The sequence below is a fragment of the Agromyces sp. MMS24-K17 genome (assembly GCF_043950245.1).
Classification (GTDB): domain Bacteria; phylum Actinomycetota; class Actinomycetes; order Actinomycetales; family Microbacteriaceae; genus Agromyces.
The window spans coordinates 3,562,547-3,583,673 of sequence record NZ_CP171640.1; the positions used below are offsets into that span (position 1 = coordinate 3,562,547).

The following is a 21,127-nucleotide window of genomic DNA, read 5'->3' on the forward strand; positions in this document are numbered from 1 at the left end:
CGCCCGGCTCACCAGCTGACGGGCAGCGCCTTGCCCTCCTCGTAGCCGGCGGCCGACTGGATGCCGACCAGGGCCCGCTCGCGGAATTCGCCCAGGGTGCGCGCGCCCGCGTAGGTGAACGAGCTGCGCACGCCGGAGGTGATCATGTCGAGCAGGTCCTCGACCGACGGGCGGAGTGGGTCGAGGTAGATCGCCGACGACGAGATGCCCTCGGCGAACAGCTCGCGGCGGGCGAGCTCGTAGGCCGACAGCCGGTCGAACCGCTCGCGCACGGCCTTCGTCGACGCCATCCCCCAGCTCTCCTTGTACAGGCGGCCGGATGCGTCGCTCCGGAGCCGTCCGGGCGCCTCGATGGTCCCGGCGAACCAGGAGCCGATCATGATCGCATCGGCACCGGCGGCGAGGGCGAGCGCCACGTCGCGCGGGTAGCGCACGCCGCCGTCGGCCCACACGTGCGCGCCGAGCTCGCGGGCGGCCTCGGCGGTCTCCAGGACGGCGGAGAACTGCGGGCGGCCCACCGCCGTCATCATGCGGGTGGTGCACATCGCACCCGGTCCGACGCCGACCTTGAGGATGTCGGCGCCCGCGTCCACCAGGTCGCGCACGCCGTCGGCCGTGACGATGTTGCCGGCCGCGATCGGTACCCCGAGGCCGAGGTCGCGGACGGCGCGGATGGCCCGGAGCATCCCCTCCTGGTGGCCGTGCGCGGTGTCGACGACCAGCAGGTCGACGCCCGCCTCCGCGAGGGCGCGCGCCTTCTCGGCGACCTCGCCGTTGATGCCGAGCGCCGCGGCCACGCGGAGCCGGCCCCGCGCGTCGACGTTCGGCTCGTAGACCGTGCCCCGGAGGGCGCTGCGCCGGCTGAGCGTGCCGATCACGCGTCCGTGCCGCAGCACGGGGGCGAACTCGATGCCGGCGTCGACCATCAGGTCGAACGCGCGGCGCGGGCTGTCGACGTCGTCGGCGTCGAGGGCGGTGAGCTCCCCGTGCACGAGGTCGCCGAGCCGGGCGTCGGGCAGCGCGGTCGCGAGGCGTTCCGCGGCGATCGCGCCGACGTACGCCTCGGATGCGTCGTGCAGCACGATCCCGTGCCCGGGGACGGGCGGCAGGACCTCGACCGCATCGGCGACCGTCGCGTCGGGCGAGAAGACGTTCGGCGTGTCGAACCGGGGCGACTGCGCCTTCACCCAGCGGATCGACTCCGCGAGGTCCTGGAGGTGGAGGTCCTGCGGGAGCACCCCGAGGCCGCCGCGCCGGGCCAGGGTCGCCGCCAGGCGCGGCCCGGTCACCGAGTTCATGTTCGCGGAGACGATCGGGATCGTCGCCCCCGACCCGTCGCCGGTCGCGAGCGACACGTCGAGGCGGCTGCGGACCCCGGAGCGGCTCGGGACGAGGAACACGTCGGAGTAGGTGAGGTCGTGGGTGGGCGCCGTCCGGTAGAACTCCATGGGCCAACGCTACCCGCGCCGGGGTGCCGCGAGGCGGTCCGGCGGTGCCGCGACGCGAAGATGAGCGGTTAGGCTGGTGTGGGTGTCCGAGGCCCGCTGACGCGCGCAGATGCGGACATCTCCCCCAATGCAATCGACGGAGAGAGTGGGCGAAGGCTGTGTCGAGCCAACTGACGGGAACGGGAGCCGACGAGACCGCGTCGGCCGAGTTCGGAGCCAACGAATGGCTCGTCGACGAGATGTACCAGAAGTACCTCGTCGATCGAGAGTCCGTCGACCGCACGTGGTGGCCGGTACTGGAGCAGTACGCGGCGCAGCAGGCGTCCGCGGAGGCGGCGCCCGCTCCGGCGGCGCCGCAGCAGGCCGAACCGGCGCAGGCGCCGGCGGCGCAGCCGCCGGCCGCGGCACCGGCCGCGACCGTCGCGCAGCCGGTCACCGCTCCGATCACGGCGCCGGCGCCGGTCATCGGCACGGCCCCCGAGGCGCGCACCACCTCCGTCGCGCCGCGCACCGCCCCCGTCCCGGCCGACGTGCCGGTGTCCGCCCCGCAGCAGCTGGCCGAGGCGGAGCGGGCCGACGAGGTCGTCGTGCTCAAGGGCATGCCGAAGGCCCTCGCGGCCAATATGGACGCGTCGCTGACCGTCCCGACCGCGACGAGCGTCCGCACCGTCCCGGCGAAGCTGCTCATCGACAACCGCATCGTCATCAACAACCACCTGCGCCGCACGCGCGGCGGCAAGGTGTCGTTCACCCACCTCATCGGCTGGGCGCTCATCCAGGCGCTCAAGGACTTCCCGAGCCAGAACGTCTTCTACGACGAGCGCGACGGCAAGCCGAGCGTGGTCAAGCCCGCGCACATCGGCCTCGGCATCGCCATCGACATCCCGAAGCCCGACGGCTCCCGCGCCCTCCTCGTCCCGGCGATCAAGCGCGCCGAGACCATGACGTTCAACGAGTTCCTCGCCGCCTACGAAGACCTCGTGCAGCGCGCGCGCGGCAACAAGCTCACCGCCGACGACTTCCAGGGCGCGACGATCTCGCTCACCAACCCGGGCGGCATCGGCACGGTGCACTCGGTACCCCGCCTCATGAAGGGCCAGGGCTGCATCATCGGCGCCGGCGCCCTCGAGTACCCGGCCGAGTTCCAGGGGGCGAGCGAGAAGACGCTCGCGAACCTCGCCATCTCGAAGACGATCACGCTGACCTCCACCTACGACCACCGCGTCATCCAGGGCGCGGGGTCCGGCGAGTTCCTGAAGAAGGTGCACGAGCTCCTCATCGGCCAGCGCGGCTTCTACGAGGGCATCTTCGCCGCCCTCCGCCTGCCGTACGAGCCGATCCGGTGGGCGCCCGACATCTCGGTCGACCTCGCCAGCGCGATCGACAAGACGGCCCGCGTGCAGGAGCTCATCAACTCGTTCCGCGTGCGCGGCCACATGATGGCCGACATCGACCCGCTCGAGTACGTGCAGCGGTCGCACCCCGACCTCGACATCGCGAGCCACGGCCTGACCTTCTGGGACCTCGACCGCGAGTTCGTCACGGGCGGCTTCGGCAACACCCGGACGGCCCTGCTGCGCGACATCCTCGGTGTCCTGCGCGACTCGTACTGCCGCACCATCGGCATCGAGTACATGCACATCCAGGACCCGGTGCAGCGCGCCTGGATCCAGGAGCAGGTCGAGCGCAAGTACGAGAAGCCCACCCACAACGAGCAGATGCGCATCCTCGGCAAGCTCAACGAGGCCGAGGCGTTCGAGACGTTCCTGCAGACGAAGTTCGTCGGCCAGAAGCGCTTCAGCCTCGAGGGCGGCGAGTCCACCATCGCGCTGCTCGACGAGCTGCTCCAGGGCGCCGCGAAGGACGGCCTCGACGAGGCCGCCATCGGCATGCCGCACCGCGGCCGCCTGAACGTGCTCACCAACATCGCGGGCAAGAGCTACGGCCAGGTGTTCCGCGAGTTCGAGGGCACCGCCGCCGCGCACGGCTCGGGCGACGTGAAGTACCACCTCGGCACCGAGGGCATGTTCACCGCCGAGGACGGCAGCCGCATCCCCGTCTCGCTCGCCGCGAACCCGTCGCACCTCGAGGCCGTCGACGGCGTCTTCGAGGGCATCGTCCGCGCGAAGCAGGACCGCAAGCCCATCGGCACGTTCTCGACGCTGCCGATCCTCATCCACGGCGACGCGGCGATGGCCGGCCAGGGCGTGGTCGTCGAGACGCTGCAGATGTCGCAGCTGCGCGGCTACCGCACGGGCGGCACCATCCACGTCGTCGTGAACAACCAGGTCGGCTTCACCACCGTCCCGGGCGACGCCCGTTCGTCGATCTACTCGACCGACGTCGCGAAGACGATCCAGGCGCCGATCTTCCACGTGAACGGCGACGACCCCGAGGCGGTCGTGCGGGTCGCGGAGCTCGCGTTCCGCTACCGCCAGGAGTTCCACCGCGACGTCGTCGTCGACCTCGTCTGCTACCGCCGCCGCGGCCACAACGAGGGCGACGACCCGTCGATGACGCAGCCCCTGATGACGAACCTCATCGAGGCCAAGCGCAGCGTCCGCAAGCTCTACACCGAGGCCCTCGTCGGCCGCGGCGACATCACCGAGGCGGAGTACGAGGAGGCGCACCGCGACTTCCAGGACCGCCTCGAGCGGGCGTTCGCCGAGACCCACGCCGCGCAGACCGGGTCGATCCCGATCGTCTCCGAGGACTCGGGCGCGCAGCAGGTCGTCGGCGAGCTGGAGACCACCGGCGTCCCGGTCGAGGTCGTGCACGCCATCGGCGATGCCCACGACAACCGGCCGGCCGGCTTCACGGTCCACCAGAAGATCCAGCAGCTCCTCGCCAAGCGCCTCGACATGAGCCGGAACGGCAAGGTCGACTGGGCGTTCGGCGAGCTCCTCGCACTCGGCTCGCTCCTGCTCGAGGGCACGCCGGTGCGCTTCGCCGGCCAGGACGCCCGCCGCGGCACGTTCGTGCAGCGCCACGCGGTGCTCCACGATCGGGTGAACGGCCAGGAGTGGCTGCCGCTGCAGAACCTGTCGGAGAACCAGGCGCGCTTCTGGATCTACGACTCGCTGCTCAGCGAGTTCGCCGCGATGGGCTTCGAGTACGGCTACTCGGTGGAGCGGGCGGACGCCCTCGTGCTCTGGGAGGCCCAGTTCGGCGACTTCGCCAACGGCGCCCAGACGATCATCGACGAGTTCATCTCGTCGGCCGAGCAGAAGTGGGGCCAGCGCTCGAGCGTCGTGCTGCTCCTGCCGCACGGCTACGAGGGCCAGGGCCCCGACCACTCGAGTGCCCGCATCGAGCGGTACCTGCAGCTCTGCGCCGAGAACAACATGACCGTGGCGCGCCCGTCGACGCCCGCGTCGTACTTCCACCTGCTGCGCCGGCAGGCCTACGCCCGCCCGCGCCGCCCGCTCGTGGTGTTCACCCCGAAGGCGATGCTGCGCCTCCGCGGCGCGACCAGCGAGGTCGCCGACTTCACCCAGGGGCGTTTCGAGCCGGTCCTCGACGACGCGCGGATCGCCGACAAGGCGGCCGTGAAGCGTGCGGTGTTCGTGTCGGGCAAGCTCTACTACGACCTCCTCTCGGAGCTCGAGAAGCACCCGAACCCCGAGGTCGCCCTCGTGCGCGTCGAGCAGCTGTACCCGCTGCCCGCCGTCGAGCTGAAGACGATCGCCGACTCGTACCCGAACGCCGAGCTGGTCTGGGCGCAGGACGAGCCCGAGAACCAGGGCGCGTGGCCGTACTTCATCTTCGAGACGAACAAGCTCGGGCCGCGCCCGGTGCGGGTCGTGTCGCGGCCGGCTGCCGCATCGCCGGCGACCGGTTCGGCCAAGCGCCACGCGGTCGAGCAGTCCGAGCTGGTTCGCCGGGCGCTCAGCATCTGATCGCACGCTGCGAACGAGAGGAGCGGATGTCCCGACGGGACATCCGCTCCTCTCGTCTCCGGCCCCGGACCCGCGAGGGGCGGCTCCGAGGCCGGAGGGCCTGGCGGGCGGCCGTCAGGGCGCGCCGCGACGCAGCTTCGACGGCCACCAGATCGTGCGGCCGATGTCGTACGACAGCGCGGGCACGAGCAGCGTGCGCACGAGGAACGTGTCGAGCAGTACGCCGAAGGCCACGATGAACGAGATCTGCGCGAGGAACAGGATCGGCAGCACCCCGAGCGCGGCGAACGTCGCCGCGAGCACGAGTCCGGCCGAGGTGATCACGCCGCCCGTGAGCCGCAGCCCGCGGAGGATGCCCGCCCGGGTGCCGAAGCGCACCGACTCCTCGCGCACGCGCGTCATCAGGAAGATGTTGTAGTCGACGCCGAGCGCGACGAGGAACACGAAGGCGAAGAGCGGCACCGACGGGTCGGCCCCGGGGAACCCGAGCACGAGGTCGAACACGACCGCCGAGACCCCGAGCGCGGCGGCGAACGAGAGCACCACGCTGCCGATGAGCAGGAGCGGCGCGACGATCGCCCGGAGCAGCAGCATCAGGATCACGAGGATCGCCAGCAGCACGAGCGGGATGATGAGCGCCCGGTCGTCGATCGCGGCGTCGTTCGTGTCGAGTGCGACCGCGGTCTGGCCGCCGACGAGCACGTCCGCCCCCACGGCGTCGAGCTCGCTGCGCAGCACGGCGACGGTCGCCTCCGCCTCGAGCGAGTCGGCCGGGTCGGTGAGGGTGGCCTGCAGCAGCACCTCGCCGTCCACCACGGTCGGCTCCGGCGCCGGCGTGCCGGGCGGGCCGAAGGCCTGGATGCCGTCCTCGGTGACGGGCGCGATGCCCGCCGGGGACTCGGCCGACACGACGACGACGGTGTCGACGCCGTCGGTGGCGAGCACGACGTCGGCGATGGCCTGCAGGTCGGCCTCGGGGCCGACGATGACGGCCGGCGTCCCCGCGCCGGCGGGGAAGTGCTCGCCGAGCAGGTCCTGCCCGTCGCGGGCCTGCGACTCCCCGAGTACGAACTCGCTCGACGGCACGCCGTTCGCCTGCAGCATCGGCAGGCCGGCGCACATGGCGGCGAGCACGACGGTGGAGGCGATCCAGACGGTCCGCGGCCGTCCGGCGACCATCCGGGCGATGCCCGCCCACAGGCCGCGACCGGCGGTCGGGTCGGCTCCGGGCACGGCGTCGTCGGCGACGGATGCCCCGGCGGAGGCGGCGCCCGCGGCGTCCGTCGTCCCGGTCGAGGCATCCGCCGGGCTGCCGACGGGCGCGGCGAGGCGGACCTTCCTCGGCCAGAAGGCCGCGCGGCCCGCCCACAGGAGGAGCGCCGGCAGGAGCGTGAGGGCCGACACCAGCGCGAAGGCGATGCCGATCGCGGCGACCGGGCCCAGCACCTTGTTCGAGGTGAGCTCGCTGGCCAGCAGGATGAGCAGGCCGACGATCACCGTTCCGCCGGAGGCGAGGATCGGCTCCCACGAGCCGCGCAGCGCGGCCCAGGTGGCGTCCCACCGGCGCTCGTGGTGTTCGAGCGCTTCCCGGTACCGGGCGATGTAGAGCAGGGCGTAGTCGGTCGCGGCGCCGATCACGAGGATGAACAGGATGCCCTGCGTCTGCCCGGAGATGGTGAGGATGCCCGCCGAGGCGAGCGCGACGACGGTGAGCACCGACGCGCACAGCGCGCTGAGGCTCGTGAAGAGCACGAGGAGCGGCAGCAGCGGCGAGCGGTAGACGACGACCAGGATGAGGAACACCGCCGCGAGCGCGACGGCGAGCAGCAGGCCGTCGATGCCGCTGAAGGCGCCGGCGAGGTCGGCGGTGAAGCCGGCCGGGCCGGTGATCGCGGCCTCGGTGCCCTCGATCGGCTCCTCGGCGAGCACCGTTCGGAGCTCGGCCACGACCTCGCGGGGGCCCGCCTCGGCGTCGCCGGAGGAGATCGCGAGGATGAACTGGACCGCCTCGCCGTCCTCGCTCGTCATGGCGGGCGAGGACTCGTCGGCGACGACGCCCTCGACGGCGACGAGGTCGCTGCGGAGGTCGTCGATCTCCGCGAGCTGCGCCTCGTCGAGCTCGGAGCCGTCGTCGGAGGCGACGACGACGATCGCGGGGATGGCGTCGGTGTCGCGGAACCCCGCCTGGAGGTCGTTGACCTCGGTGGCCTCGGCCGTGGCCGGGAGGAACTGCGCCGCGTCGTTCTCGACGACGTCGCTGAGCCGGGCGAACGAGGCACCGCCGGCCCCGAACAGGGCGAACCAGGTGAGGATGAGCGCGGTCGGGATGAGGATCCGCAGCCAGGTCGGGACTCGACCCCGACGGGTGCGCGGAGCGGGGGAAGGATCTGAGGCAGGCATCGCTAACTAGGTTAGCGTTATTCGCCCGATCCGGAGGACCGGCTCAGGTGCGGAGACCGGAGCCTGGCACCGATCACCGCGCCCGGCTCGGTGCGCCCTCGGTCGGTGCGCCCTCGGTCGGTGCGCCCTCGGTCAGTGCGCCTGGATCTCGCGGATCCGCGCGAGCACCACCGAGCGCAGCTCCTCCGGCGCGCTCTCGCGGCAGGCCCGCTGCACCACCTCGGTGATGGTCACCGCCACCCGCAGCTCGCCCGAGCAGTCGACGCAGCCGTCGACGTGCTCGCGCACGTCCGCCGCATCCTCCCGGCACAGCTCGTTGCGCAGGTACTCCTCGAGCTCGGCTCGCGCCTTCTCGCAGCCGCAGTCCGTCATCGTGCACTCCTCGCTCGTCGGGCCGGCTGGTCGGCCGCATACCCCTGCGACGTCGCGTAGTCGGCCAGGGACTCGCGAAGCAGGCGCCGGCCACGGTGCAGGCGGCTCATCACGGTCCCGATGGGCGTGTTCATCATGTCGGCGATCTCCTGGTAGGAGAATCCCTCGACGTCGGCGAAGTAGACCGCGAGGCGGAAGTCCTCGGGCAGCGCCTGCAGGGCGTCCTTCACCGCACTGTCGGGCAGGTGGTCGATCGCCTCGGCCTCGGCCGACCGGGTCGACCGCGCAGTGGTCGACTCGGCGCCGCCGAGCTGCCAGTCCTCGAGGTCGTCGATCGTGCCCTGGTACGGCTCCCGCTGCTTCTTGCGGTACGTGTTGATGAAGGAGTTCGTGAGGATCCGGTACAGCCAGGCCTTCAGGTTCGTGCCCTGCTGGAACTGCCCGAATGCCGCGAACGCCTTCACGAACGTCTCCTGGACCAGGTCCTGGGCGTCGGCGGGGTTCTTCGTCATCCGCAGCGCGGCGGCGTAGAGCTGATCGAGGTAGGGCAGGGCCTGCTCCTCGAAGAGTTCACCGAGAGGGCGCTCCGCCTCGGGCGAGAGGTCGCCGGTGTCATCGGAAGTCATCACCGGCCATCCTAGGACGTCCACCTCCACGACCGCCGGGCGGTCCATCACTCCGAGTGCCACGTGCACCGATTCCCTTCCGCGCTGCCGCGCTACTGTTGATAACCGATGCAGATTTCGAGGTATTCCGCGCCCGAGTTCGACCCGTACGGCGACGCCGCACCCGACGACGCCGACGGTGGGTGGAACGCGCCCGCGGCGACGCATCCGATCGATGCCGTCATGTCGCTGCCCGGCTCGAAGTCGCTCACCAACCGGGAGCTCGTGCTCGCCGCGCTGGCCGACGGCCCGTCGACGCTCCGCGCCCCGCTGTGGTCCCGCGACAGCGAGCTGATGGTGGAGGGCCTGCGCGCCCTCGGCACCGGCTTCGAGCGCGTGCCCGGTGCGGGCGGATTCGGCGACGACCTCGTCGTCACGCCGGCCGCCGAGCTCGTCGGGTCGACCACCATCGACTGCGGCCTCGCCGGCACCGTCATGCGCTTCCTGCCGCCGGTCGCGGCGCTCGCGCTCGGCCCGACGACGTTCGACGGCGACGAGTACGCCCGCAAGCGCCCGATGTCCGGCGTGATCCAGGGCCTCCAGGCCCTCGGCGTCGACCTCGACGACGACGGTCGCGGCACGCTGCCCTTCACCGTGCACGGCACGGGCCGGGTCACGGGCGGCACCCTCGAGATCGACGCGAGCGCGTCGAGCCAGTTCGTGTCGGCCCTCCTGCTCTCGGGTGCGCGCTTCGAGGGCGGCCTCGACCTGCGCCACACCGGCGAGCGGCTGCCGAGCCTCCCGCACATCGAGATGACCATCGCGACCCTGGCCGCACGCGGTGTCGAGGTCGCGTCGCCCGAGGTCGGGCGCTGGACCCTCGCACCGGGCCCGATCGCGGCGATCGACGTCGACATCGAGCCCGACCTCTCGAACGCCGCGCCGTTCCTCGTCGCCGCGCTCGTCGCGGGCGGCTCGGTCGCGATCACCGGATGGCCCGCGACGACCACGCAGGTCGGCGCGCAGCTGGCCGACCTCCTGCCCCGCTTCGGTGCCCGGGTCGAGCGCGACGGCGACCGGCTCACCGTGCACGCGCCCGAGCGAGCAACCGACGGCGGGCGGGGCATCCGCGGCGTCGACCTCGACCTCTCCGAGGCGGGCGAGCTCGTCCCCAACCTCGTGGGCCTCGCGGCCTTCGCCGACGAGCCGAGCCGGTTCACCGGCATCGGCCACATCCGCCACCACGAGACCGACCGCCTCGCCGCGCTGGCCGCGGAGCTCAACGGCCTCGGCGGCCGCGTGACCGAGCTCGAGGACGGCCTGGTGGTCGAGCCCGCCGAACTCCGCGGCGGTCCGTGGCGGGCGTACGCCGACCACCGCATGGCGACGACCGGGGCGATCGTCGGCCTCGGCGTGCCCGGCGTCGTCGTCGACGACATCGGCTCCACGTCGAAGACCCTCCCCCAGTTCACCGCCCTCTGGCAGCGGCTCCTCGCATGAGCTGGTGGGACGCGGACGACGACGAGGACGAGTCGGAGTACGACGAGTCCGACGTCCGCGTCCGCCCCAATCGGCGCGGCAGCCGCCCGCGGACCAAGCAGCGCCCCGAGCACGCCGACGCGGTGCCGGGGCGCGTGCTCGGCGTCGACCGCGGCCGGTACGCCGTACTCGTCGGCGAAGACCAGGGCGACGGCCTCGGCCGCGAGATCGTCGCGGCCCGCGCGAGCGAGCTCCGTCGCAAGTCCGTCGTCACGGGCGACGTCGTCGACCTCGTCGGCGACACGACCGGCACGGCGGGCACACTCGCGCGCATCGTCCGCATCGCCGAGCGCACCACGCTGCTCCGCCGCAGCGCCGACGACACCGACGAGGTCGAGCGCGTCATCGTCGCGAACGCCGACCAGATGCTCATCGTCGTCGCCGCCGCGAACCCCGAGCCCCGCATCCGGCTCGTCGACCGGTACCTCGTCGCCGCGTACGACGCCGGCATCGCGCCGCTGCTGTGCGTGACGAAGGCCGACCTCGCCGACCCCGGGCCGTTCCTCGAGAACTTCGCCGGCCTCGACCTCCCGGTCTTCCTCAGCGACCTCGACCGGATGCCGCTCGAGGAGATCTCCGCGGCGCTCGTCGGGCACCGCACGGTCTTCGTCGGCCACTCGGGCGTCGGCAAGTCGACCCTCGTGAACGCCCTCGTGCCGGGCGCCGACCGCGCCACCGGGCACGTCAACGCCGTCACCGGCCGCGGCCGGCACACCTCGTCGTCGACCGTGTCGCTGCGCGTCGACACCCCGCAGGGCCACGGCTGGGTGATCGACACCCCCGGCGTGCGATCGTTCGGGCTGGGCCACGTCGACCCGGCGAGCATCCTCGGCGCCTTCACCGACCTCGCGGCGGTCGCCGAGCGGTGCCCGCGCGGCTGCACCCACCTGCCGGACGCCCCGGACTGCGCGATCGTCGAGGCCGTCGAGGCCGGCGAGCTCGGCGACACCGGGCGGGCGCGGCTCGACTCGCTGCAGCGCCTGCTCGCGACGTTCGCCGCCGGGCGCGGCGACGCCCGCGCCGATGCGCGCGCGGACGCCTGACGCCGCACGTCCGACGCGAGCGTCCCGTCCGGTCCCGGCGCACCCGGGGCGCCCCGGACGGATGGCTCCCGCCATCGCCGTCGCGGCCGTCGAGGCCTCCCGGGGTGCCTAGGCTGGAACGATGACCGATGCACGTCTCGCCCCCGGCGACCTCGCCCCCGACTTCACGCTGCTCGACCAGGACGGCACCGCCGTCACCCTCTCGGACCTGCGCGGCTCGCGCGTCGTCCTGTACTTCTACCCCGAGGCGATGACCCCGGGCTGCACCACCGAGGCCTGCGACTTCCGCGACAACCTGAACTCGTTCGCCGCGGCCGGAGTCCGCGTCCTCGGCGTCTCGAAGGACGACGTCGACAAGCTGAAGCGCTTCGCCGAGCGCGACCGGCTCACCTTCACCCTCCTCGCCGACACCGACCTCGCCGTCCAGCAGGCCTACGGCACGTGGGGCGAGAAGTCGCTCTACGGGAAGATCGTGGTCGGAGCCATCCGCTCGACCTTCATCATCGGCGAGGACGGCCGCATCGAGAAGGCGCTGTACAACGTCAAGGCCACCGGCCACGTCGCCCGCCTCCGCCGCGAACTCGGCCTCGACTGAGCCCGTCGCCGGGCCGGGCCCTCGGGCCCGGTCAGGCCGGGTCGGATGCCTCGCCCGCGACGTCCGCGCGGGCGTACGCCCGGCCGACCGGCGGCCACAGCAGCAGGCCGGCGACCGTCACGGCGGGCACCAGCAGGAGCCAGCCGACGTCGGGACGGGCGAAGAGCCCCTGGAACGCACCGACCGCGACCGACACCTGGAGCACCTGCCACACGATCGCGGCGCCCCGGGTCCACGGCGCGCGCCGGAAGGAGCCGATCGCCACCGCCGAGACCCAGATCGCCCCGATCACCACGAGCACGAGGAGCGCGATGGCCGTCGCGTAGCTCGACGGCTCCAGCGCGACCAGGTCGACGAGGAGCCAGGCGACGAGGCCGATCATGCCGACCGCCTCGGCGACGAGGAGCACGCTCACCGTCACGCAGGCCGCCCGGACGCCCGCGGCGGGCCGGTCGTCACGCGCCGTCGGAGCCCCATTCACAGCGATATCCCATGCACGGCTATTGATTCGCCTTCCCTGCTATGCGAGCATATTCGAGGTCGAGTTGATGCTCACAGGGACGTGAGCCGATCAGTCATGATCCTACTTCCCGAGATTCGACCTTTCCCCCCGCAGCAGTAGCCGGCCTTCCGGCGCGCCTCTCCGTGATGGCGGCTGTGACCCGAAGTACATACAAGGAGCATCTCCATGGATTGGCGCGACAAAGCCTCCTGCCTCACGGCCGACCCCGAACTGTTCTTCCCGGTGGGCAACACCGGGCCGGCGGTCGACCAGATCGAGAAGGCGAAGGCCGTCTGCGCCCGCTGCACCGTCACGGAGATCTGCCTCCAGTACGCCCTCGAGACCGGCCAGGACTCGGGCGTGTGGGGCGGCCTGAGCGAAGACGAGCGTCGTGCGCTGAAGCGCCGCGCCGCCCGCGCCCGCCGCGCCTCCTGAACTGCGACGAACGGGGCGCCGGTCGAGGACCGGCGCCCCGTTCGCGTACCCGCCGGGGCGGCCGAGGGGCCGCTGACGAGATCAGCGCCGGGTGCCGCCGGTGATCCAGCGCAGCGGCATCTCGATCGTGACCTCGGTGCCCTCGCCGGCCAGCGTGTGCCAGTCGATGGTGCCCCCGAGCTCGCCCTGGATCAGCGTCCGCACGATCTGCGTGCCGAGCCCCTCGCCGACCTTGCCCTCGGGCAGGCCGGAACCCGTGTCGCGCACCTGCACGGTCAGCGTGGTCTCGTTGCGCGTCGCCGTGATCTCGACGACGCCCTCCTGACCCGCCAGGCCGTGCTCGACCGCGTTCGTCACCAGCTCGGTGAGGGCGAGCGCCAGCGGCGTCGCGTACTCGCTCGGCAGCACGCCGAAGCTGCCCGACTTGCGCGGGTGCGCGGTGGTGTTGTGCGCCGCGGCGACCTCGGCGACGAGCAGCAGCGCCCGGTCGAACACGTCGTCGAAGTCGACGTTCTGCGACAGCCCCTCGGAGAGGGTGTCGTGGACGAGCGCGATCGCGCCGACGCGGCGCATCGCCTGGGTCAGCGCGTCCCTCGCCTCGTCGGAGTGCGTCCGGCGCGACTGGATGCGCAGCAGGGAGGCCACGGTCTGGAGGTTGTTCTTCACCCGGTGGTGGATCTCGCGGATCGTCGCGTCCTTGGTGATGAGCTCCTGCTCCTGGTGGCGCAGTTCCGTCACGTCGCGCGACAGCACGATCGCGCCGATCCGCTCGCCGCGGTGCCGGATCGGGATGGCTCGCAGCGACACGGTGACCCCGCGGGACTCGACGTCGGTGCGCCACGGCGCCCGGCCGGTGACCACGAGCGGCAGCGACTCGTCGACGACGAGCTTGCCGGTGAGGAGCCGGGTCGTCACCTCGGCGAGGGACTCGCCCTCGAGCTCGTCGTCGAAGCCCATGCGGTTGAACGCCGAGAGGGCGTTGGGGCTCGCGAACGTGGTGACGCCGTCGACGTCGAGGCGGATGAGGCCGTCGGAGGCGCGGGGCGCGCCGCGCCGCGGGCCGGTGGGTGCGCCCAGGTCGGGGAAGTCGCCCGAGGCGATCATCTGGAACAGCTCGCCGGCGCAGTCGTTGAACGTGAGCTCCTGCCGGCTCGGCGTGCGAGCGGCGCTCAGGTTCGTGTGCCGGGTGATGACGGCCACGGGCTCGGGCGCGATCTCCGTGCCCGTCGGCTTGAGCCTGCGCATGACCGGCACGGCCCGCACGCGGGTCGGCATCTCCTCGTACCAGTCGGGCGACGACGAGTCGACCATGCGACCGGTCGTGAAGGCGCTGGTGACGAGCTCGCGCCACTGCGGCTTGATCGCCTGGCCCACGAAGTCGCGATAGAACAGGGTCGCCGCGCTCGACGGCCGGGAGTGGGCGACGGCGACGAACTCGTCGTCGCCGGACGGCACCCACAGCACGATGTCGGCGAAGGCGAGATCGGCGAGCAGCTGCAGGTCGCCGACGAGCATGTGCAGCCAGTCGACGTCGGCCTGACTGCTGCGGCCCTGGGCGAGGACGAGGTCACTGAGGGTCGACACGCCTCCAGCGTAGCGCCGCGCGACCGCGGCTCCCGCGACGGATGGCACGGCCTCGCCCGGCCGCACGGCCTCGCCCCGGACGGGTCAGCCCGCCAGCGCGGCCCGCACCCCCAGGAAGCCCCTCCGCCGCGCCGGCTGCTCGGCCGGAGCGATCGCCGGCAGCAGGGCGTCGTGCACGTACCCCCGGATGGCGGCGCGCAGCGGCGACCTCGGCGCGGCCTCCGGCAGGGAACGCGCCGTGAGCAGCGCGGTGTCGCACGCACGCGGGTCGTTCGGCAGGAGCACCGCCCGCTCGATGCCGGCGAACCGCCGGAGGGTCTGCCGCACCTGCGCTCCGGCGTCGATCCCGAGCACGCTGGCCCGCAGCCGGTTGACGACGACGTCGATCCGCTCGGCGTCGACGAGGTCGAGCAGCTCGGCGTGACCCCGCAGGAGCCGCGCGAGCCCGATCGGATCCGCGAGCCCGACGGCGACCACCCGGTCGGCGGCCGCCAGCGCGGCGAAGGTCGCCGCGTTCCGTCGCGGCGCGAAGGGGTCGCTCGTGAGCTCCTCCTCGCGCTCGAGGCTGAACCCGACGTCGACGACCACCGCGTCGGCGGTCGTGCGCACCGCGCCGAGCGCAGCGGTCACCCGTTCGTCGGTGAGCTCCGGCCAGCGGCTCGGGCCGACGAGCCCCGTGAGCACGTCGAAGGACCCCCTGGCGGCGGTCGACCGCTGGGCGAGGCGGACCAGCTCGGCCCGGTCGAGCGAGCCCGAGGCGGCGAGCCGGCACGCGGATGCGAAGCCCGGGGCTTCGTCGAGGAGCCCGAGCGATGCGGCGACCGCACCCCCGTACGGGTCGGCGTCGACCAGGGTGACCCGGCGGCCGGCCTCGGCGAGCTCGGCGGCGATCGCGATCGCCAGGAGGGTGCGGCCCGGGGCGCCCGCAGGTCCCCAGACGGCGATGACGCCGGCGCCCCGCTCGGCCGCGCGTGCGCTCTCGCCCAGTCGGGTGGGCAGCGCGACGACGCCGGCGACGAGGCGCTCGACCTCGGTCCACGGCGCGGTCGCATCGAGCACCTCGTGCAGGCCCACCTGGGCCGCGTGTGCCCGTGCCCGGTCGTCGCCCGCGAGGGCGAGGAGCCGGATGCCCCGGTCATCGCAGGCCTGCAGCAGCTCGGCGCTCAGGGTGCCGCGATCGGCGTCCACGAGCACGAGGTCGGGGCCGAGCCGGTCGAGCGCGTCGAGCACCTCACGCCATCCGACGAGCCGCCCGAGGATCTCGTGGCCGTGCTCGACGGCGTCGGCGAGCAGGCGGTCCTCGACGGTCGCGTCGAGCGCGAGCAGGAGACGGGCCATCAGTCGCCCTCGGCGAGCCGCGCCGAGACGAGGTCGATCGCGTCGCCGGCCGCGAGCGCCTGCAGCAGCGCGGCGACCCGGCCCCGCGGCACGAGCAGCTCGACCTGGCGGGCATCGCCGCCGACGAGGCCGTCCTCCTCGATGACGGCCGCGATCTCCGCACCGGGGACGAGGACCGTCGGAGCGTCGTACGCGCCGTGCTCGAGCGCTGCGGCGGACCACACGTCGACCCGGGTGCCGGCACCCACGCCGACCGCCAGCGGCCCTCGTGTGGCCACGACGATGCTCGCGACGTCGACGGACGCCCCGGTGCCGACGGCACCCGTCGGCAGCAGCTCCCCCGCGCCGACCGTGCGCGTGACGACGACCCCGTCCACGTCGAGGTCGCCGACCTGCACGTAGTGCGCCGCCGCGTCCTCGTCGATCCCCACGGAGCGCACGTCGAGGTCGTCGGCCTCGAGCCGGGTGCCCGGCGTCGCCGTGTCACGGGTCGCGTACACCTGGATGCGGTCGTCGAGCCCGGAGACGAGCGCCCAGACGCCGATCGTCGAGCCGGCCACCAGCACGATGCCGATCAGCAGCCGCGGGTCCAGTCGGACCGCGCCGCGCTCTCCACCAGTGCGTCGGCGTGTCATCCGCGCTCCCTCCGTCCCGGCCGCGATCGCGCGACCTGGACCATGGTCGCGGCAACCCGGGAGAACGCCGTGAAGTTATCCACACCGCTCGCCGCCGATCACGGGCGCCCCGATAATCGTTCAATGACCACCCCCCGAACGCGCGAGGTCGGCCGCTTCTTCTCGCTCGCCGACGCCGCCGAGATCCTGGCGGTGGACGTGTCGATGGTCGACGCCCTCGTCCGCTCCGGGGAGTTGCCCGCCATCCGGGTGGGATCGTCCGGGCCGTACCGCATCGAGCGGACCCAACTCGACCTGTGGATCGAGGGCCAGTACCGCCAGTCCGAGGTCGACACGGCGTGGAACGAGGGCGAGTTCGCGAACGTGGCCGAGCTGTCCGGCGCGAACCAGCGCCACCTCCGCGCGGTCGACTGACCCCGACGTCGCTCAGTCGAAGACCACCGACACGAGCCTCGCGATCGGGATGATGCGATAGCCCTGCAGGTCGCGCTCCCGACGCGACGACCCGGGTTCGTGCAGCGCCAGGTCGAGGTGGTCGCGTGCCACCCGATCGATCGTCCCGTGGAACCGCCCGTCGTGCGTGGACACCGACACGGCGATGCGCCGCCGGCTCAGGTCGCGGAGGATGAAGGCGATCCCGATCCGCTCCACGAGCCGGCCGGCCGGCGCCGCCGGGCCGGCGAGGCTCCGCGCGAGCTGCTCGCGCATCGGCAGGACGGCCACGATCGCATCGAGCGGGACGAGCGCCTGCGCACCGGATCGGGCCGCGTCGACGAGGTCGCCGCTCAGCCAGTCGCGACCGAAGCCGTCCGGCCGGACGGCGAGCCGCTCGCCGCCGGCCAGCTCCAGGCGGATGGCCGACGGCGCACCGGTCGCGTCGCCACGGCCGTCGGCGGCCATCGCCGTGATCCGGTCGCGGAGGGTGAGCCGCGACAGCCGCAGCCGCTCCTCCTCGAAGGCGAGCGCCCGCTCCTCCTCCTCGTGCTCCCGGTCCAGCTGCGACTCCAGGTCGTCGAACAGCCGGTCCCATCGCATGCAGCGACGGTACCGCCGGAGGCCGTACCGCCGGGCGTTTCTCCACATGTCGGAGAATCGCTTGACTTGGAATCGGAGCGACCGTACCGTTTCCTCAGCGTCCTTCACGGACCCCCAGTTCGAGGGACGCTCCTGCTGTGCCACCCCCATGCTTCACCCCTGTGCGCCACCCCCACGTCATTCCCGGCGCCCCCAACGCGCCACCCCCGCTCCACCCTGTGTCGACCCTTCGCGTTGTCCCCACCGCCCCCGCGTTGCCCCGCCCTACAGGAGCAAGGAAGTCCGATGTCCGCACTTCGCGCCGCCGAAACCCCGACGCCCGCCTTCCGGTTCGCCCACCGACCGTCCGAGGCCGACGACGAGCTGTTCGGCCGCCAACCGGCCACGCGCAGCGAGCTGCCCGACCCGGTGCCGCTGCTCACGAACCTCGCGCATTGCGTGATCGAGGCGTACGCGGGTGCGCGCGACCTCGAGCAGTTGGCGCGGTGGGTGACCGACGACGTCTACCGCAACCTCGCCAAGCGGGTCGTGCTGGCCTCGCGTGCGCGCCGCGCCCGTGGCGTGAACGCCCAGCGCCCGGTCTTCTCGATCGGCAACATCCACATGTACGAGCCGGTCGACGGCGCCGTCGAGGCCGTCGTCATGGTGCACCAGCGGCATCGCACCCGCGCGATCGCGATCCGCCTGGAGGGCATGGACTCCAGGTGGCGTGCCAGCGCCCTCAACGTCCTCTGACCGTTCCGCCGTCTTCCCCTACTGCCGGAACACGAAGCGGCCGCCCTCCGATCGGAGGGCGGCCGCTTCGCCATTGCGGATGCGACTCAGCTGCCGCGACGCTCCTGGGCGCGACGCTCGGCGCGGTTCTGCGGGGCGGCCTGGTCGCCGCCGGTCGCCTGGCCGAACGCACCGCGACCAGCGGGCTGCTGCGGCGCGGCGGGCGCCTGCGAGGCCGCGACCGCACGACGAGCACGCTCGGTGGCCGCCTGCTGGACCTGGCCGCGCTGGTTGCGCACCTCGACGCCACCCGAGTCGCTCGGAGCGGAGTAGCTGAGCTTGTCGTCGGGGGCCGACGACCGTGCCAGTCCGCGCGCCTGCACGGCCGGAGCACCGCTGCCCTGCTCGGCGACCTCGACCTCGAGGTTGAACAGGAACCCGACGGTCTCCTCGCGGATCGCGCCCATCATCTGCTGGAACATCGCGTAGCCCTCGCGCTGGTACTCGACCAGCGGGTCGCGCTGCGCCATGGCGCGCAGGCCGATGCCGTCCTTGAGGTAGTCCATCTCGTAGAGGTGGTCGCGCCAGCGGCGGTCGATAACCGAGAGCACCACGCGACGCTCGAGCTCGCGCATCGCGGGCGAGCCGAGCTGCGCCTCGCGCTTCTCGTACGCCACCTTCGCGTCGGAGAGGATCTCGCGGCGGATGAAGTCGCGGTTGACCTTGCCCTTCTCCCCCGCCTCGGCGACGACCTCGTCGATCGTGATGTCGATCGGGTAGAGCGTCTTCAGCTCGGTCCAGAGCGCGTCGAAGTCCCACTCGTCGGGGTTGCCCTCGGCGGTGTGCTGGTCGAGCACCTCGTCGATGACGTCCTCGAGGAAGTGCTGCGTACGCTCGTGCAGGTCGTCGCCCTCGAGGATGTGGCGACGGTCGGAGTAGATCGCCTCACGCTGGCGGTTCAGCACGTCGTCGTACTTGAGGACGTTCTTGCGGATCTCGGCGTTGCGCGCCTCGACCTGCGACTGGGCCGAGCGGATGGCCCGGGAGACGACCTTCGACTCGATGGCCACGTCGTCGGGCACGCCGCGCGACATGAGGCTCTCCGCCGCGCCGGCGTTGAACAGGCGCATCAGGTCGTCGGTGAGCGAGAGGTAGAACCGGCTCTCGCCGGCGTCGCCCTGACGGCCCGAGCGACCGCGCAGCTGGTTGTCGATGCGACGCGACTCGTGCCGCTCGGTGCCGAGCACGTACAGGCCGCCGGCGGCGAGCACCTTCTCGGCGTCGGTGTCGACGACGGCCTTGACCTCGGCGAACACCGCGTCCCACTCGGCCTCGTACTCGTCGGGCGTCTCCGCCGGTGACAGGCCCTTGTCGTGCATGCGCTGCACGGCGATGAACTCGGCGTTGCCGCCGAGCATGATGTCGGTGCCGCGGCCGGCCATGTTCGTCGCGACGGTCACCGCGCCGAGGCGGCCCGCCTGGGCGATGATGGCGGCTTCTCGCGCGTGGTTCTTCGCGTTCAGGACCTCGTGCCGCACGCCCTTCTTGGCGAGCAGGCGCGACAGGTACTCGCTCTTCTCGACGCTGGTCGTGCCGACCAGGACGGGCTGGCCGCTCTTGTGGCGCTCGACGATGTCCTCGACGACCTGCGCGAACTTCGCCTCCTCGTTCTTGTAGACGAGGTCGGGCTGGTCGATGCGCACCATGGGCCGGTTGGTCGGGATGGGCACGACGCCGAGCTTGTAGGTCGACATGAACTCGGCCGCCTCGGTCTCGGCGGTACCGGTCATGCCCGAGAGCTTCTCGTAGAGGCGGAAGTAGTTCTGCAGCGTGACGGTCGCGAGGGTCTGGTTCTCGGCCTTGACCTGCACGCCCTCCTTCGCCTCGATCGCCTGGTGGATGCCCTCGTTGTAGCGGCGTCCGACGAGGATGCGGCCGGTGTGCTCGTCGACGATGAGCACCTCGCCGTTCATGACGACGTAGTCCTTGTCGCGCTTGAACAGGGCGTTGGCCTTGATCGAGTTGTTGAGGAACGAGATGAGCGGGGTATTCGCCGACTCGTAGAGGTTGTCGATGCCGAGGTAGTCCTCGACCTTCTCGATGCCGGGCTCGAGCACGCCGACGGTGCGCTTCTTCTCGTCGACCTCGTAGTCCTCGCCGGCCACCAGGCGGTCGGCCAGGCGGGCGAACTCGGTGAACCAGCGGTTGGCCTCGCCCGAGGCGGGGCCCGAGATGATGAGCGGCGTGCGGGCCTCGTCGATGAGGATCGAGTCCACCTCGTCGACGATGGCGAACCAGTGGCCGCGCTGGACCATGTCGGAGGCCTGCCACGCCATGTTGTCGCGCAGGTAGTCGAAGCCGAACTCGTTGTTCGTGCCGTAGGTGATGTCGGCGGCGTACTGCTCGCGACGCTGCGCCGGGGTCTGCCCGGCGAGGATGCAGCCGGTCGTCATGCCGAGCGCGCGGAAGACGCGCCCCATGAGCTCGGACTGGTAGCTCGCGAGGAAGTCGTTGACCGTGATCACGTGCACGCCGCGGCTGGTGAGCGCGTTGAGGTACGCGGCCGTCGTCGCGACGAGGGTCTTGCCCTCACCGGTCTTCATCTCGGCGATGTTGCCCAGGTGGAGGGCGGCGCCGCCCATGAGCTGCACGTCGAAGTGCCGGAGGCCCAGCGTGCGGCGGCTCGCCTCGCGGACCGCGGCGAACGCCTCCGGGAGGAGGTCGTCGAGCGACTCGCCGTTCGCGTAGCGTTCGCGCAACTCGACCGTCTCGTGCTTCAGCTCCTCATCGCTGAGGTCCTTGAAGTCGTCTTCGATCGCGTTGATCGCCTTGGCGTAGTTCTCGAGTCGCTTCAGGGTTCGGCCCTCGCCGACGCGAAGGACCTTTTCCAGAATCGAAGCCACGGATTGCTCTCCTGTCATCATCGGGCGCCGCCCCTACGGGCCAGGGCGCACCGGTGGCCGCCGACGCAGGCGGACCTACC

At 72.2% G+C, this 21,127-nt stretch carries 17 protein-coding genes; 7 read left to right on the plus strand and 10 right to left on the minus strand.

What is annotated here, in order from left to right; genetic code table 11:
• Positions 1 to 8 precede the first annotated feature (8 nt).
• On the minus strand, positions 9 to 1,448 hold the full coding sequence (locus tag ACGGZK_RS16400; RefSeq protein WP_395243688.1) for a GuaB1 family IMP dehydrogenase-related protein: 1,440 nt from the start codon (positions 1,446 to 1,448) through the stop codon (positions 9 to 11).
• Positions 1,449 to 1,606: 158 nt separating this feature from the next.
• On the opposite strand from ACGGZK_RS16400, the gene ACGGZK_RS16405 reads away from it, so the two are divergent.
• The gene (locus ACGGZK_RS16405) at positions 1,607 to 5,347 is read left to right on the plus strand and encodes a multifunctional oxoglutarate decarboxylase/oxoglutarate dehydrogenase thiamine pyrophosphate-binding subunit/dihydrolipoyllysine-residue succinyltransferase subunit (RefSeq protein WP_395243689.1); all 3,741 of its coding nucleotides are present in this window, start codon (positions 1,607 to 1,609) and stop codon (positions 5,345 to 5,347) included.
• A 114-nt stretch (positions 5,348 to 5,461) separates the two neighbouring features.
• On the opposite strand, the gene ACGGZK_RS16410 is transcribed toward ACGGZK_RS16405, so the two are convergent.
• The 3 genes from ACGGZK_RS16410 to ACGGZK_RS16420 form a co-directional block, all read right to left on the minus strand.
• Positions 5,462 to 7,747 (minus strand): MMPL family transporter, encoded by a 2,286-nt coding sequence (locus ACGGZK_RS16410; protein ID WP_395243690.1) that lies wholly within the window; start codon positions 7,745 to 7,747, stop codon positions 5,462 to 5,464.
• 132 nt (positions 7,748 to 7,879) lie between these two features.
• Positions 7,880 to 8,119, minus strand: a complete 240-nt coding sequence (locus ACGGZK_RS16415; RefSeq protein ID WP_395243691.1) for a zf-HC2 domain-containing protein — start codon at positions 8,117 to 8,119, stop codon at positions 7,880 to 7,882.
• Positions 8,116 to 8,745, minus strand: a complete 630-nt coding sequence (locus ACGGZK_RS16420; protein ID WP_395243692.1) for a sigma-70 family RNA polymerase sigma factor — start codon at positions 8,743 to 8,745, stop codon at positions 8,116 to 8,118. Before ACGGZK_RS16420 ends, ACGGZK_RS16415 begins: the two co-directional genes overlap by 4 nt.
• 108 nt (positions 8,746 to 8,853) lie before the next feature.
• Between ACGGZK_RS16420 and aroA the strand changes: the two genes are divergently transcribed.
• The 3 genes from aroA to bcp all read left to right on the plus strand — a co-directional run bounded on the left by aroA (position 8,854) and on the right by bcp (position 11,901).
• A complete protein-coding gene (gene aroA, locus ACGGZK_RS16425) occupies positions 8,854 to 10,224 on the plus strand; it encodes a 3-phosphoshikimate 1-carboxyvinyltransferase (RefSeq protein ID WP_395243693.1) in 1,371 nt (456 codons plus the stop codon).
• Complete coding sequence (rsgA, locus tag ACGGZK_RS16430) at positions 10,221 to 11,306, plus strand: ribosome small subunit-dependent GTPase A (RefSeq protein ID WP_395243694.1); 1,086 nt, start codon at positions 10,221 to 10,223, stop codon at positions 11,304 to 11,306. The genes aroA and rsgA overlap by 4 nt, the downstream gene beginning before the upstream one ends.
• Positions 11,307 to 11,427: 121 nt before the next feature.
• Positions 11,428 to 11,901, plus strand: coding sequence for a thioredoxin-dependent thiol peroxidase (bcp, locus tag ACGGZK_RS16435; protein ID WP_395243695.1), 474 nt, complete (start codon positions 11,428 to 11,430; stop codon positions 11,899 to 11,901).
• A 31-nt stretch (positions 11,902 to 11,932) separates the two neighbouring features.
• On the opposite strand, the gene ACGGZK_RS16440 is transcribed toward bcp, so the two are convergent.
• Positions 11,933 to 12,382, minus strand: coding sequence for a hypothetical protein (locus tag ACGGZK_RS16440; protein WP_395243696.1), 450 nt, complete (start codon positions 12,380 to 12,382; stop codon positions 11,933 to 11,935).
• Between the two features lie 207 nt (positions 12,383 to 12,589).
• On the opposite strand from ACGGZK_RS16440, the gene ACGGZK_RS16445 reads away from it, so the two are divergent.
• Positions 12,590 to 12,838 carry a WhiB family transcriptional regulator gene (locus ACGGZK_RS16445; RefSeq protein WP_395243697.1) on the plus strand — a complete coding sequence of 83 codons (249 nt, stop codon included), beginning with the start codon at positions 12,590 to 12,592 and terminating at the stop codon, positions 12,836 to 12,838.
• 81 nt (positions 12,839 to 12,919) lie between these two features.
• On the opposite strand, the gene ACGGZK_RS16450 is transcribed toward ACGGZK_RS16445, so the two are convergent.
• The 3 genes from ACGGZK_RS16450 to ACGGZK_RS16460 form a co-directional block, all read right to left on the minus strand.
• Complete coding sequence (locus ACGGZK_RS16450) at positions 12,920 to 14,422, minus strand: sensor histidine kinase (RefSeq protein ID WP_395243698.1); 1,503 nt, start codon at positions 14,420 to 14,422, stop codon at positions 12,920 to 12,922.
• A gap of 84 nt (positions 14,423 to 14,506) precedes the next feature.
• Positions 14,507 to 15,760 (minus strand): CpaE family protein, encoded by a 1,254-nt coding sequence (locus tag ACGGZK_RS16455; protein ID WP_395243699.1) that lies wholly within the window; start codon positions 15,758 to 15,760, stop codon positions 14,507 to 14,509.
• Positions 15,760 to 16,395 (minus strand): hypothetical protein, encoded by a 636-nt coding sequence (locus ACGGZK_RS16460; protein ID WP_395243700.1) that lies wholly within the window; start codon positions 16,393 to 16,395, stop codon positions 15,760 to 15,762. The genes ACGGZK_RS16455 and ACGGZK_RS16460 overlap by 1 nt, the downstream gene beginning before the upstream one ends.
• A 123-nt stretch (positions 16,396 to 16,518) precedes the next feature.
• Here ACGGZK_RS16460 and ACGGZK_RS16465 point away from each other — a divergent pair, with 123 nt between their 5' ends.
• Positions 16,519 to 16,809, plus strand: a complete 291-nt coding sequence (locus tag ACGGZK_RS16465) for a helix-turn-helix domain-containing protein (protein WP_395243701.1) — start codon at positions 16,519 to 16,521, stop codon at positions 16,807 to 16,809.
• A gap of 12 nt (positions 16,810 to 16,821) precedes the next feature.
• On the opposite strand, the gene ACGGZK_RS16470 is transcribed toward ACGGZK_RS16465, so the two are convergent.
• Positions 16,822 to 17,430: a hypothetical protein gene (locus ACGGZK_RS16470; protein ID WP_395243702.1), complete on the minus strand. Its 609-nt coding sequence runs from the start codon at positions 17,428 to 17,430 to the stop codon at positions 16,822 to 16,824.
• Positions 17,431 to 17,715: 285 nt separating this feature from the next.
• Here ACGGZK_RS16470 and ACGGZK_RS16475 point away from each other — a divergent pair, with 285 nt between their 5' ends.
• Complete coding sequence (locus ACGGZK_RS16475) at positions 17,716 to 18,165, plus strand: Rv3235 family protein (RefSeq protein ID WP_395243703.1); 450 nt, start codon at positions 17,716 to 17,718, stop codon at positions 18,163 to 18,165.
• An 86-nt stretch (positions 18,166 to 18,251) separates the two neighbouring features.
• Here ACGGZK_RS16475 and secA read toward each other — a convergent pair whose 3' ends face one another.
• Positions 18,252 to 21,047: a preprotein translocase subunit SecA gene (gene secA, locus ACGGZK_RS16480; RefSeq protein ID WP_395243704.1), complete on the minus strand. Its 2,796-nt coding sequence runs from the start codon at positions 21,045 to 21,047 to the stop codon at positions 18,252 to 18,254.
• Positions 21,048 to 21,127 lie beyond the last annotated feature (80 nt).